This window comes from Immundisolibacter cernigliae (genome assembly GCF_001697225.1).
GTDB lineage: Bacteria > Pseudomonadota > Gammaproteobacteria > Immundisolibacterales > Immundisolibacteraceae > Immundisolibacter > Immundisolibacter cernigliae.
On record NZ_CP014671.1, the window covers coordinates 1,567,006 to 1,579,818 of the forward strand.

Genomic DNA, 12,813 nt, shown 5'->3' on the forward strand with positions numbered 1-12,813 from the left:
AGACCCGGGCCGGGGTTTTTTGTCATCCGGATCGCGTCAGTGCGCGGTAGCGGTCCGGGTGTCGATGGCCGTCTCGCCCAGCCAGTCCGGCCAGCCGGCGCGGCGGTTGGCCTCGCGCGCCAGGGCGCGCTCCTCGGCGCTGGCGTGGTTCAGGTCCCAGTCCTTCAGGCGCGGCTGGATCACGCGGTTCCAGATCGGCGGGAAGAAGGCCGCGATGCCCCACAGCAGGATGTTGCGCATCTGCGGGCCTTGCGGGCGCGGCGTGAGGGCATAGAACGGCCGGTCCGGATCCTGGTGGTGCTCGACGTGGTTGGTGATTTCAAGGCCCAGGATGCGCGTGACTGCCGACAGGTGGTTCCAGGTGTGGCGGTCCTCGATGGCCCGGCCCGGCACCCGCAGCAGGCCGAAGTGCTGCAGGTAGTTCAGCGCCTCGCCCAGGATGCGCCCGCCGATCATGGCCGTCAGCTGCACCAGCAGGGCCGGCACGCCGCCGGCCCAGTACATCACCGCCAGCACCGCCACGGTCAGCGCCTGACCCTGGACGATCTGGCTTTTCCAGTGCCACAGGCCGAGGCCCTGCGCGGCCAGGCGGCGGCGCTCGTAGTCGAGTTCGTCCAGGGTGTTGCCCCAGATGCAGCGCGGCACGAAGCGGTACACCGACTCGCCGCGCCGGGCGGTGTCGAAATCGCGCTCGGTGTCGAAATACAGGTGGTGCGTGACGGTGTGCGAGATGTCGCGGTTGGGCGCGCCGATGATGCCGAAGCCGAGCTTGCCGATGAAGGTCGCCAGCGGGTTGTGGCGGTGCATCAGCTCGTGGGCGGCGCCGACGTTGGCGCCAAGGCCCACCCAGATCAGCGCCGCGGCGCTGGCGATCCACGGCTGGAGGTTGCCCAGCGCCGGATCGAAGCCGACATGCGCCCGCCAGCCAAACGCGACGAAGGTGCCCAGCACCAGCAGCATCTGCACATAGATCACCAGGTCGGCCAGCGCGCCGTTGTTGATATTGCGCGGCGCGTAGTCCTGCGGTGACAGCGCGTCGGCGATCAGCAGCAGCGGCAGCGTGCCGATGCCCAGCCACACCCACTGGCCGCCCAGCAGAAAGCCCGCGATGGCCGCCAGCGGCAGCAGGCAGTTGAGGTAATAACGCAGGTAATCCATGACCTTGCCTCCAGCCTCTTGGGGAACTTGGGGTGTCGACCAATCCTGATCGATCGTTCGGGAATGTGCGCGAGCGCAACCGTCGTGTCAATCGCCGCGCGGGCGATTGTTAGCATGGCCGGATGTCCGGTCCCGAACTGCCCATCGACGAAGCTCTGCCGGCGCTGCGCGCCGCCCTGGACGACCACCCGGCGGTGGTGCTGGAGGCGCCGCCGGGCGCCGGCAAGACCACGCGCGTGCCGCTCGACCTGCTGGCCGCGCCGTGGCTCGGGGATCAGAAAATCCTGCTGCTGGAGCCGCGCCGCCTGGCCGCGCGCGCGGCGGCCCGGCGCATGGCGAGCCTGCTCGGCGAGGCCGAGGGCCAGACCGTCGGCTACCGCACGCGCCTGGACAGCCGCGTCTCGGCGGCCACGCGCATCGAGGTCATCACCGAGGGCATCCTGACGCGGTTGCTGCAGGCCGACCCGGCGCTCACCGGCGTCGGGCTGGTGATCTTCGACGAGTTCCACGAGCGCAGCCTGCAGGCCGATCTGGGCCTGGCGCTGTGCCTGCAGGCGCAGGCGCTGCTGCGGCCGGACCTGCGGCTGCTGGTGATGAGCGCCACGCTGGATGGCGCCGCCGTGGCGCAGCTGCTCGGCGGCGCGCCGCGCGTCAGCAGCGCCGGGCGCAGTTTTCCGGTGAGCGTGCGCCACCTGCCGGGCGACGGACCGCTCGAAGGGCGCATCGTGGCGGCCATCCGCCGGGCGCTGGCGGAAGAAACCGGCAGCCTGCTGGTGTTCCTGCCCGGCACGCCGGAAATCCGCCGCCTTGCCGCCCAGCTTGAACGTGCCGAGCTGCCGGCCGACGTGCGCGTGTGCCCGCTGTATGCCGGGCTGGATGCGGCGGCGCAGGATGCCGCCATCGCCGCGCCGCCGCCCGGCGAGCGCAAGATCGTGCTGGCCACCCGCATCGCCGAGAGCAGCCTCACCATCGACGGCATCGGCGTGGTCATCGACGCCGGACTGAGTCGCCACACGCGCTTCAACCCGCGTACCGGCATGGACGGCCTGGTCACGGTGCCGGTGTCGCGGGCAGCGGCCGAGCAGCGCGCCGGCCGCGCCGGGCGCCTCGGGCCGGGCGTGTGTTTTCGGTTGTGGAGCGAGGCCGAGCACAGCCGCCTGCCGGCATACGCCGCGCCAGAAATCGCGGTGGCGGATCTGGCCCCGCTGGCCCTGGAACTGGCCCTGTGGGGCGTGCGCGACCCGGCGGAACTGGCCTGGCTGACGCCGCCGCCGGCGCCGCATCTGGCGCAGGCGCGGCAGTTGTTGCAGGCGCTGGGCGCACTGGATGCCAGCGCAGCAATCACCCCACACGGCCGCGCCCTGGCCGGTCTTGGTCTGCCGCCGCGCCTGGCGCATTTGCTGCTGGCCGGCGCCAGTGCCGACGCCTGCCTGCTGGCGGCGCTGCTGGCCGAGCGGGACGTCCTGCGCCGCACGCCGGGGCAGGCGCCGGCGGTGGACATCGAGCTGCGCCTGACGGCGCTGCGCACCGGGCGCGCCGGCGGCGATGCGGACCGCGCGGCCTTCGATGCCGTGCTGCGCCTGGCGCGGCGCCTGCAGTCGCGATTGCCGGCTGGCGCCGGCGTGTCACAAAGCTGCGGCGCACTGCTGGCGCTGGCCTTTCCGGACCGCATCGCCCAGCGGCGCAGTCGCGGCAGTTATCGGCTCGCCAACGGCCGCGGCGCGACCCTGGATGCGGCCGATGCGCTCGCAGGAGCCGAATTCCTGGTGGTGGCGGAACTGGACGACATAGGCGACAACGCCCGCATCCGACTGGCCGCCGGCATCGAGCGCAGCGAAATCGAGGCCGTCTGCGGGCCGCTGCTCGAGACCGTCGAGCAGGTGCGCTTCGACGCCGCCAGCGGCGCCGTGCAGGCGCGGCGGGTGCAGCGCCTGGGCGCCCTGGTGCTGGCGGACGATCCGTTGCCGCAGCCTTCGGCCGCGGCCATCGCCGGGGCACTGCTGGAGGCCATCGCCCGCCGCGGCGTCGCCGCCCTGCCGTGGAGCGATGCCGACCGGCAACTGCGCGCGCGGGTCGCCCTCATGGTCCGCCTGGAACCCGAAGCCGGCTGGCCGGACCTGTCCGATGCGGCCCTGCAAGCGGGTCTTGCCGACTGGCTGCGTCCGTACCTGCCGGGCCTGCGGCGGATGGACGATCTTGCCGACGGGGGGCTGCGAATGGCGCTGTCCGGGCTGCTCGACCACGCCCAGGCCCGGCATCTGGACGCCGAACTGCCCCGCGAGCTCACCGTCAACGGCCGTGCGCGTGCCATCGACTACGCGGCCGACACACCCGTGCTGGCGGTGCGCCTGCAGGACCTGTTCGGCCAGCACGACACGCCGCGCCTGGCCGGCGGGCGATTGCCGCTGGTGCTGCACCTGCTGTCACCGGCCGGCCGGCCGGTGGCGGTGACGGCTGACCTTGGCGGCTTCTGGCGCGGCGCCTACGCCGAGGTGCGCAAGCAGATGCGTGGGCGCTACCCCAAGCACCCGTGGCCGGACGATCCGCTCGCTGCCGCGCCGCCGGCGCCGCGGCGTTAGGCGACGCAAGTGGCCGGCTACCGGCGTGCGGCGGCGTGCTCGCCCGCCAGCGCTCCGAAGGTAAGGGCAGGTCCGATGGTGCCGCCGGCCGACCAGTAGGCCTGGGCGGCCGGCGAGGCGATGCAGTTGCCGGCGCCGTACAGGCCCGGGATGGGCGCGCCGAAGGCGTCCAGCACCCGTGCGTGGGTGTCGATGCGCGGGCCGCCCTTGGTGTCCAGCACGCCCGCGCACAGGATGATGGCGTAGTACGGCCCCTGGTCTGCCAGCGGATGCATGGTGGGGTTCGGCGACGGATTTGTCTGATCAGGCGGCCGGTACATGTTGTGGAAATAGCCCTCGACCGGCGTTTCGCCGCGCTGAAAATCGGCGTCCTTGCCGCTCGTCGCAAAGCCGTTGAAGCGGCTAACCGTGTGCACAAGCTGCCCGGCAAAATCATCGTCCAGCGCAAATCCGCCGGTATGTGGCGCGAGCTGCGCCAGGCGCGCGCCGATGGCGGCGCCCAGCGTCTGGAAATCGGCACCCTCGATCACATACGGCGCCGGCCCCGGCGGAAGCGGGAACATGCCGGCGAATTGCTCCGCCACGCGCCGGTCGTAGACCATGAAGGTCAGCAGATTGCGGTACTCGGCGCGCTGCGGGTCCCACACGAAGTGCAGCTGCGCCCGTTCGTTGTAGACGAACTTCTCGTTCACATAGCGCCGGCCGGTGCGGTCTACCTGCAGCATGGCGTCGCCCGGCGGCACGAACACGTTCATCGGCACCGCCGAGTTCACCACCGCCTGTTCGAACACCAGCTCGGCCCACCAGGCGTGCTGCATGTTGCCCAGCTGGGCGCCTGCCGCCTGGGCCAGCGGGATGAAATCGCCCTGCGCCGCCGGCACCGTGCAGCCGCCGTACACCGGCCCGCGCAGAAAGCGCCGGCGCAGGTCCGCGTTGTGGATGAAGCCGCCGGTGCCGAACACCACGCCGCGCCGGGCGCGCAGGTGATGCGTCTTTTGGTCGGCGTCCGCCACCTCGACACCCACCACGGCGCCATTGGCGTCCTGGACCAGGCGCACCGCGCGTTGTCGGAAGCGCACCTCGATGCCACGCGCCTTGACCGCGACCTCGAACTGGCGCGCGATCTCGTCGCCCATGCCCGGCGCGCCGTCCGGCCGGCGCGGCGACAGGATGCGCCCCAGCGGCGCCTCGTTTTGCGCCAGCGCGGCGTAGTAATCCGGCATGTACTCGTAGCCCGCGCCGCCGGGGAAGAACGTGCTGCCCAGGGCGCCCAGCGTCTCGAGCCGCTGCACCACGCGTGCGGCGTGGTCGTAAAAAGTCGCGATCAGCGCGTAGTCGTCCGGCGCGAGACCCAGCTGCGTATCAGCCGCGTTGTACAGCTCCGGATACGACAGGCGCGCCATGTAGCGCAGCGCCGCCGCGCGCTCGTCGGTGAGGCCGCGGGCGCGCATCAGGTGGTTATTGGGAATCCAGTAACCACCCTGCGATTTGGCCGTGGTGCCGCCGAAGTAGTCGGCCTTTTCAATCATCAGCACGGCCGCGTCTGCCTGTCGGGCAAAGATGGCCGCCGCGGCGCCGGCGGCACCGGTGCCGACCACCAGCACGTCGGTTTCCGCATCCCAGTGCGCAACGTTGTGCGCCGCCACCACCGGCGCCGCGCCCAGCAGCCCGACCCCGACCATGCCGGCGCTGCCGGCCAGCAGCCGCCGCCGGGCCGGGTCCGGCAGATCATTTCGTTTCATCGTTATTTGCCTCCTCCCCTCGGGACCGGGCAAGTAGAGCATGGGCGGCAGGGGTGGGCGTGCCGGCCGCAGGGGGCACTACAATCGCCCGAGCCGGTCTGGAGGAAGCCCATGGATCTTGATTTCTCGCCCGAAGACGAAGCCTTTCGCGCCGAGGTGCGCGAGTTTCTTGCGACGCAGTACCCGGCCGACATCCGCCGCAAGGTGGAGCTGGGGCTGGCGTTGGGCAAGGACGATTACGTGCGCTTCCAGCGCCTGCTGTACCTGAAAGGCTGGATCGCGCCGTCGTGGCCGGTGGAGCACGGCGGCTGCGGCTGGTCGGCCACGCGGCGGTACATCTTTGAGGACGAGCTGGCCGCTGCGGACACGCCGCGCATCATGCCGTTTGGCCTGAAGATGCTGGCGCCGGTGCTGATGGCGTTCGGCTCGCCGGCCCAGAAGCAGCGTTTCCTGCCGCGCATCCTGTCCTCCGAGGACTGGTGGTGCCAGGGTTACTCGGAACCGGGCGCGGGCTCCGATCTGGCCTCGCTGCGCACGCGCGCGGAACCGGCCGAGGGCGGCTACCGGGTGAGCGGCTCCAAGCTGTGGACCACCTACGCCCATTACGCCAACTGGATGTTCGCGCTGGTGCGCACGGCAAGTACCGGCAAGAAGCAGGAGGGCATTTCCTTCCTGCTGATCGACATGCAAAGCCGGGGCGTGAGCGTGCGGCCGATCATCACCATCGACGGCCTGCACGTGGTCAACCAGGTGTTCCTGGAGGACGTATTCGCGCCGGCCGATTGTCTGGTCGGCGGCGAGGGCCAGGGCTGGACCATCGCCAAGTTCCTGCTCGGTCACGAACGCAGCAACATCGCCGGCGTGGCGCGCAGCAAGCAGCAACTGCGGCGCCTGAAGCGCATCGCCGCCGAGCGCCGGCTGCTGGGTGACGCCCGTTTCGCGGACCAGCTGGCGCGGCTCGAAATCGAACTGCTGGCGCTGGAGTACACGGACCTGCGCGCGCTGTGGGAAGAAGCCGCCGGTCACGCGCCGGGGCCGCAGGCGTCCTTGCTCAAGGTGCGCGGCACGCAAATCCAGCAGGCCATCACGGAACTGCTGATGCAGGCGGTCGGCCCCTATGCGCTGCCTTACGACGCCAAGGTGCTCAAGCTCGGCTGGCAGGAGGCGGAAGCGGTCGGGCCGGAGTACGCGGCGCTGCTGGCGGCGAGCTATTTGTTCCATCCCGGATCATCATATAGTTCCGTCTCGGTCCCCGCTGCTGCTGGCGCGCGAGGTGTTCCGGGAGCTGGCAGGGGACGGGAAAGCGGTTGATCGGGAGGTGTCCGCATGCTGATTGCACTGCACAAACAAGCCCGCACCACGCCCCACGTGCGGGCGCAGATCGCGGCCAGTGATGAGCCGGTGGCGGTGCTGGCCCGCCGCTTTGGCGTCACCGAGCCGACGATCTACAAATGGAAGCGGCGCCCGGATGTCTACGACCGGCCGCACACCGCGCACCGCCTGCAAACGACGTTGACCCCCGGCCAGGAGGCGATCGTGGTCTACCTGCGCCGGGCCCTGCTGCTGCCGCTGGACGACCTGCTGGCGGTGACGCGCGAGTTCCTGTGTCCGGACGTGTCCCGCTCCGGGCTGGACCGCTGCCTGCGCCGCCACGGCGTGGGCAACCTGCGCGCCCTGCGCCCGGCGCCGGACAAAGCGGTCAGCAAGACCTTCAAGACCTACGTGCCCGGCTTTGTGCACGTCGACGTGAAGTACCTGCCGCAGATGGCCGACGAGGACCGGCGCCGGTTCCTGTTCGTGGCCATCGATCGGGCCACCCGCTGGGTTTACGTGGCCCTGAAAGCCGACAAGAGCGCGCGCTCGGCGCGCGCCTTCCTCAGTGCCCTGGCCACGGCCTGCCCGGTGCGCATCACGCGCCTGCTCACCGACAACGGCACCGAGTTCACGGACCGGCTGTTCGGGAGCCGGGCGCGGGCCCCGACCGGGACGCATGAGTTCGATCGCCTGTGCCAGGAACTGGGCATCGAGCACCGTCTGACGCCCCCGCGCCACCCGCAGACCAATGGCATGGTCGAGCGCTTCAACGGGCGCATCGCGGACCTGCTGCGCACGCACCACTTCAGGTCCAGCGAGGACCTGGAGCAGACCCTGCACCGCTATGTCACGCTCTACAACCACCACTTGCCGCAGAAGGCACTGAACGCCCAGACTCCGGCTCAAGCGCTTCAGCACTGGTACGCTTCAAAACCGGAGCTGTTTCATCGAAGGCCAAATAATCGGCCGGGACGTGACAGCTATTTCGACGCCCGCAAGACCTCGATCTACGGCGGCTCGAACGAGATTCAGAAGAACATCCTGGCCAAGGCCGTGTTCGGCCTGTAACGGAAGACCTCCTCATGGACTTTGCCCTGTCGGAATTCCAGCAACTGCTGAAGGAACAGGCCGAGCGCTTCGTCGAGCGCGATTACGGCTTTGAGCAGCGCCGCGCGATCATCGCGGCTGAACCGGGCTTCAGCCCGGCGCACTGGCGGACCTTCGCCGAGCTGGGCTGGCTCGGTCTGCCGTTTGCGGAAGACAGCGGCGGTTTCGGCGGCACGGCGGCGGACCTGGCCATCCTGTTCGAGGTGTTCGGCCGCGGCCTGGTGGTGGAGCCGTACCTGGCCACCGTGCTGGGCGCGCTGGCCGTGGAGCGCGGCGGCAGCCCGGCGCAAAAGGAGGCCATCCTGCCCGGCGTGATCGCCGGCTCGCACAAGCTCACGCTGGCCAGCACCGAGACCGGCGGGCGGCCGGGCGCGCTGCAGGTGGCAACCAAGGCCCGCAAGGTGACCGGCGGCTGGCAGCTGTCCGGGCGCAAGGCGGTGGTGCTGCACGGCGCCAGCGCCGACACGCTGGTGGTGAGTGCGCGCAGCCACGGCGCCCAAGACGCGCCGGGCGGCATCGGGCTGTTCCTGGTGCCGGCCAGGGCCTACGGCGTGACCCGCCGCGGCTATGCCACCATCGACGGCCTGCGCGCGGCCGAAATCACGCTGGACCGGGTGGAGCTGGGTGACGACGCGCTGCTGGGCGAGGCGACCAGTGGTTTTGCACTGCTCGACGAATTGCTCGATGTGGCCGCCATCGCCGGCTGCGCCGAGGCGCTCGGCTGCATGCAGGCGCTGATCGACCGCACCGCCGAGTACCTGCGCACGCGCGAGCAGTTCGGTCGCAAGATCGGCGAGTTTCAGGTGCTGCAGCACGCGCTGGTGGACATGTACATGGCCGCCGAGCAGGCGCGTTCGATCACGCTCGCGGCGGCGCTCAAGGCCGATGCCCCGGCGCCGGAACGCCAGCGCCTGGTGGCTGCGGCGCGCCAGGTCTGCGCCGAGGCAGGACGGCTGGTCGGGCAGACGGCGGTGCAGCTGCACGGCGGCATCGGCGTCACCGACGAGCTCGACGTGGCGCATTACTTCAAGCGCCTGACGATGCTGCCGGTGTGGTTTGCCGACAACGGCCAGCCGCTGGACCGGTTCATCGCGGCCAGCGGCTGATGGTGCAGTCGAACGCGGCGGTGTCGCCGCGCACCGCCGCCGGCCTGTTCGTGCTGATGGTGGTGCTGTGGGGCGTCAACTGGCCGGTGATGAAGGTCGGCCTGGACTACATCCCGCCATTTCACTTCGCCCTGCTGCGCATGACGCTGGGCGCCGTGACCATGTTCGCCGTGGCCGCGCTGGCCGGCGAGCTGCGCCTGCCGGTGCGCCAGGACTGGCCGATCGTGCTCAGCATCGGCCTGATCCAGATGGGCACGTTCATGGTGCTGAGCCTCCTCGGGCTGCGCTTCGTCGGCTCCGGGCGGGCGGCGATCCTGGCCTACACCACGCCGTTGTGGGTGCTGCCGCTGTCGGTGTGGGTGCTCAAGGAGCGTCTCAGCGGCGGCAAGATTGCCGGCTTCGTGCTGGGTCTGGCCGGCGTGGCGGTGCTGTTCAACCCGGTCGGCTTCGACTGGGGCGATCGGCGGGTGCTGTTGGGCAATGGCCTACTGCTGTTGGGCGCCGCGCTGTGGGCGCTGCAGATCGTGCACGTGCGCACCCACCGCTGGGTCGGCACGCCGCTGTCGCTGCTGCCCTGGCAGCAGACGGTGGCGGTGCTGCTGCTGGCCCCGCTGGCCATCATGTTCGAGCCGAACGCCACGATTCGCTGGACACCCGAGTCGATCGCCATCCTGGCGTACAACGGGCCGCTGACCAGCGGGCTGTGCTTCTGGATCCTGCTGACCGTCACCCGCGCGCTGCCGGCGGTGACCACGTCCATCGGCTCGCTGGCAACGCCGCTGGTCGGCATGCTGGCCGGCGCCTGGTGGCTGGGCGAGCCGCTGTCGGCCACCAACACCGGGGGGCTGGCGCTGATCGGCGGTGCCGTTGCGATGCTGGTGCTCAGCGAGGCCTGGTCGCGACGCGCCTGACGGCCGGCGGGTAGGCGCCGCCCGAATCGGCGGGATACGATTGCCCACCGCCGTGGTGGCGGACGGTCCGCCCGCCACTCGACGTAAATCACCGATGACCCGCCCGCATTCCCCGACAGTGCCATGCCGATGACCCTGCTGGCAGCCGCGCTGCTGCCCTGGCTGGGCGCGGCGCTACTGTTCGGGCAGCGCAACGACGCGCGCGACCGCTGCGCCTGGCTGGCCGGGGCGGTGGTGGCGCTGGCCATCGCCGCGCTCGTTGCCAGTGTGCCGGCGGTGGCCGGCGGCGACATCGTGCGCGTCAGCTGGCCATGGTTGCCGACGCTGGGGGTGAACTTCGGCTTCCGGCTGGACGGCCTGGCGCTGATGTTCGCCGGCCTGGTGCTGGGCATCGGCCTGGTGATCGTGCTGTACGCGCGCTATTACCTGGCCGAGGGCGAGCCGATCGCCCGCTTCTACGGCCTGCTGCTGACCTTCATGGGCGCCATGCAGGGCATGGTGCTGGCCGATAACCTGATCCTGCTGGTGGTGTTCTGGGAGCTGACCGGGCTCAGCTCGTTCCTGCTGATCGGCTTCTGGTCGCAGCGCGCGGATGCCCGTCAGGGCGCGCGCATGGCCTTGGCCATCACCGGCGGTGGCGGTCTGGCGCTGCTGGCCGGTGTGGTGCTGATCGGCTCGGCCGTCGGCTCCTACGATCTGGACGCGGTGCTGGCCGCCGGCCCGGCGCTGCACGCGCATCCCTACTACCTGCCGGCGCTGGTGCTGGTGCTGCTGGGCGCCTTCACCAAGTCGGCGCAGTTCCCGTTTCATTTCTGGCTGCCGCAGGCCATGGCCGCGCCGACGCCAGTGTCGGCCTATCTGCACTCGGCGACGCTGGTCAAGGCCGGCGTGTTCCTGCTGGCGCGCCTGTACCCGGCGCTCGGCGGCTCGGATGCCTGGTTCTATCTGGTGAGCGCGGCTGGGGTGGCAACGCTGCTGCTGGGTGCCGTGCTGGCGCTGTTCCAGCATGACATCAAGGGCCTGCTGGCGTACTCCACCATCAGTCACCTGGGCCTGATCACGCTGCTGTTCGGCCTGGACCGGCCGCTGGCGATGGTGGCCGGGGTGTTTCACATCGTCAACCACGCCACCTTCAAGGCCTCGCTGTTCATGGCCGCCGGCATCATCGACCATGAGTCCGGCAGCCGCGACATGCGCCGCCTGCATGGCCTTTATCGCTACATGCCGCATACCGCCACGCTGGCCATGACGGCGGCGGCGGCCATGGCCGGCGTGCCCTTGCTCAACGGCTTCCTGTCCAAGGAAATGTTCTTTGCCGAAACGCTGTTGCTTGGCGAGCGCGGCGCGCTGGCCTGGGCGCTGCCGGCGGTGGCAACGCTGGCCGGATTGTTCAGCGTCGCCTACTCGGTGCGCTTCATCCATGACGTGTTCTTCAATGGCACGGCCGTCGATCTGCCGCGCACGCCGCACGAGCCGCCGCGCTGGATGCGCGTGCCGGTCGAGCTGCTGGTGTTGGTGTGTCTGCTGGTCGGCGTGCTGCCGGGGCTGACCGTGGCGCCCTTGCTCCATCTGGCTGCCGGCGCGGCATACGGCGGTGAGTTGCCGCCCTACAGTCTTGGCGTATGGCACGGCCTGAACTTGCCCTTGCTGATGAGCGTGCTGGCGCTGGTCGGCGGTGTGGCGGTGTATGTAGGCCTGCACCGCTGGGTGGACATGCACACGCTGGAGCTGACCGCCTACAGTGGCAAGGCGGCCTTCGAGCGGCTGCTGGCCTGGCTGCTGGCCGGCGCCGGGCGGGTCACGCGGTGGATAGACGATGGCCGGCTGGGCCGTTACATGGCGCTGTTGCTGCTCGCCGCCATTGCCGCTGGGGCCTGGCCGCTGTGGCGGCATGGCTATCAGCCGGGCGATGTGGCGGGCCAGGCAATGCCGCCGATCATCGCCCTGATCTGGCTGGTGGGTCTGCTGGCGGCGGTGATCGCGACGCTGCTGCACCGCCAGCGACTGGTGGCCGTGATCCTGCTGGGCATCGCCGGGCTGGTGGTGGGGCTGGCCTTCGTGTACCTGTCGGCGCCCGACCTGGCGCTGACGCAGATCCTGATCGAGATGGCGAGCCTGCTCCTGCTGTTGCTGGCGCTGGGCCGTCTGCCGCATGACGCGCCGGCCGAGCCGGTGGCCCGGCGGTTGCGCGACGCCGGCATCGCCCTGCTGGCCGGCGGCGGGGTGACAGCATTGCTGTACGGCGTGCTCACGCGGCCGACGACGTCGATATCCGAGTATTTCCTCGGCCAGGCCTATCCGCTGGGCGGTGGCCGCAATGTCGTGAACGTGATCATCGTCGACTTCCGCGGCTTCGACACGCTCGGCGAGATCGCCGTGCTGGCACTGGCCGGGCTGATCGTCCACGCCGTATTGCGCCGTCTGCGCCGGGCGCCGCGGCCGCAGGCCGGGCTGGCAAGCGACCGTCATCCGCTGCTGCTGACGCTGCTGTCGGGCCTGCTGCTGCCGCTGGCGAGCGCAGTGGCGGTATTCCTGCTGCTGCGTGGACACAACCTGCCCGGCGGTGGCTTCATCGCCGGCCTGGTGCTGGCGCTGGCGCTGCTGGTGCAGTACCTGGCGCGCGGCAGCGCCTGGGTCGACGCCCGGCTGCATACCGGGTTTGAGGTGTGGATCGCCGCTGGCCTGCTGCTGGCCGGACTGACCGGTGTCGCCGCCTGGCTGTTCGGACACCCGTTCCTGACCAGCACCACGGCTCATCCGGTGCTGCCGCTGCTGGGCGAACTGCCGCTGGCCAGCGCCATGGCCTTCGATCTGGGTGTGTTTGCCGTGGTGGTGGGCGCCACGCTGCTGGCGCTGCTCAGTCTGGCGCGCCGGCAACCGCGGGGTGCAGGTTGAT

8 protein-coding genes are annotated in these 12,813 nt (G+C 70.5%); 6 read left to right on the forward strand and 2 right to left on the reverse strand.

From position 1 onward, the window contains the following. Window positions 1-36 precede the first annotated feature (36 nt). Window positions 37-1,158, reverse strand: coding sequence for a fatty acid desaturase (locus PG2T_RS07475; protein ID WP_068803882.1), 1,122 nt, complete (start codon window positions 1,156-1,158; stop codon window positions 37-39). Between the two features lie 122 nt (window positions 1,159-1,280). On the opposite strand from PG2T_RS07475, the gene hrpB reads away from it, so the two are divergent. Next, the gene (gene hrpB, locus PG2T_RS07480) at window positions 1,281-3,737 is read left to right on the forward strand and encodes an ATP-dependent helicase HrpB (RefSeq protein ID WP_068803884.1); all 2,457 of its coding nucleotides are present in this window, start codon (window positions 1,281-1,283) and stop codon (window positions 3,735-3,737) included. A gap of 17 nt (window positions 3,738-3,754) precedes the next feature. Here hrpB and PG2T_RS07485 read toward each other — a convergent pair whose 3' ends face one another. Further along, on the reverse strand, window positions 3,755-5,479 hold the full coding sequence (locus PG2T_RS07485) for an FAD-dependent oxidoreductase (protein ID WP_068803886.1): 1,725 nt from the start codon (window positions 5,477-5,479) through the stop codon (window positions 3,755-3,757). Between the two features lie 111 nt (window positions 5,480-5,590). Between PG2T_RS07485 and PG2T_RS07490 the strand changes: the two genes are divergently transcribed. From PG2T_RS07490 to PG2T_RS07510, 5 genes are all read left to right on the forward strand, one after another. Further along, on the forward strand, window positions 5,591-6,790 hold the full coding sequence (locus PG2T_RS07490; protein ID WP_068803888.1) for an acyl-CoA dehydrogenase family protein: 1,200 nt from the start codon (window positions 5,591-5,593) through the stop codon (window positions 6,788-6,790). Window positions 6,791-6,805: 15 nt separating this feature from the next. Next, entirely contained in the window at window positions 6,806-7,861 is a 1,056-nt protein-coding gene (locus PG2T_RS07495; protein ID WP_418268528.1) for an IS481 family transposase, read from the forward strand. A gap of 14 nt (window positions 7,862-7,875) precedes the next feature. Continuing rightward, the gene (locus tag PG2T_RS07500) at window positions 7,876-9,006 is read left to right on the forward strand and encodes an acyl-CoA dehydrogenase family protein (protein ID WP_068803890.1); all 1,131 of its coding nucleotides are present in this window, start codon (window positions 7,876-7,878) and stop codon (window positions 9,004-9,006) included. After that, window positions 9,006-9,917, forward strand: a complete 912-nt coding sequence (locus PG2T_RS07505; RefSeq protein WP_068803892.1) for a DMT family transporter — start codon at window positions 9,006-9,008, stop codon at window positions 9,915-9,917. Before PG2T_RS07500 ends, PG2T_RS07505 begins: the two co-directional genes overlap by 1 nt. Before the next feature lie 129 nt (window positions 9,918-10,046). Continuing rightward, on the forward strand, window positions 10,047-12,812 hold the full coding sequence (locus PG2T_RS07510; protein WP_068803894.1) for a monovalent cation/H+ antiporter subunit A: 2,766 nt from the start codon (window positions 10,047-10,049) through the stop codon (window positions 12,810-12,812). The last annotated feature ends 1 nt before the right edge of the window (window position 12,813 follow it).

Coding starts and splice junctions, on each gene's coding strand:
- PG2T_RS07475 (WP_068803882.1), bottom strand. CDS start 1,158: ATGGATTACCTGCGTTATTACCTCAACTGCCTGCTGCCGCTGGCGGCC.
- hrpB (WP_068803884.1), top strand. CDS start 1,281: ATGTCCGGTCCCGAACTGCCCATCGACGAAGCTCTGCCGGCGCTGCGC.
- PG2T_RS07485 (WP_068803886.1), bottom strand. CDS start 5,479: ATGAAACGAAATGATCTGCCGGACCCGGCCCGGCGGCGGCTGCTGGCC.
- PG2T_RS07490 (WP_068803888.1), top strand. CDS start 5,591: ATGGATCTTGATTTCTCGCCCGAAGACGAAGCCTTTCGCGCCGAGGTG.
- PG2T_RS07495 (WP_418268528.1), top strand. CDS start 6,806: ATGCTGATTGCACTGCACAAACAAGCCCGCACCACGCCCCACGTGCGG.
- PG2T_RS07500 (WP_068803890.1), top strand. CDS start 7,876: ATGGACTTTGCCCTGTCGGAATTCCAGCAACTGCTGAAGGAACAGGCC.
- PG2T_RS07505 (WP_068803892.1), top strand. CDS start 9,006: ATGGTGCAGTCGAACGCGGCGGTGTCGCCGCGCACCGCCGCCGGCCTG.
- PG2T_RS07510 (WP_068803894.1), top strand. CDS start 10,047: ATGACCCTGCTGGCAGCCGCGCTGCTGCCCTGGCTGGGCGCGGCGCTA.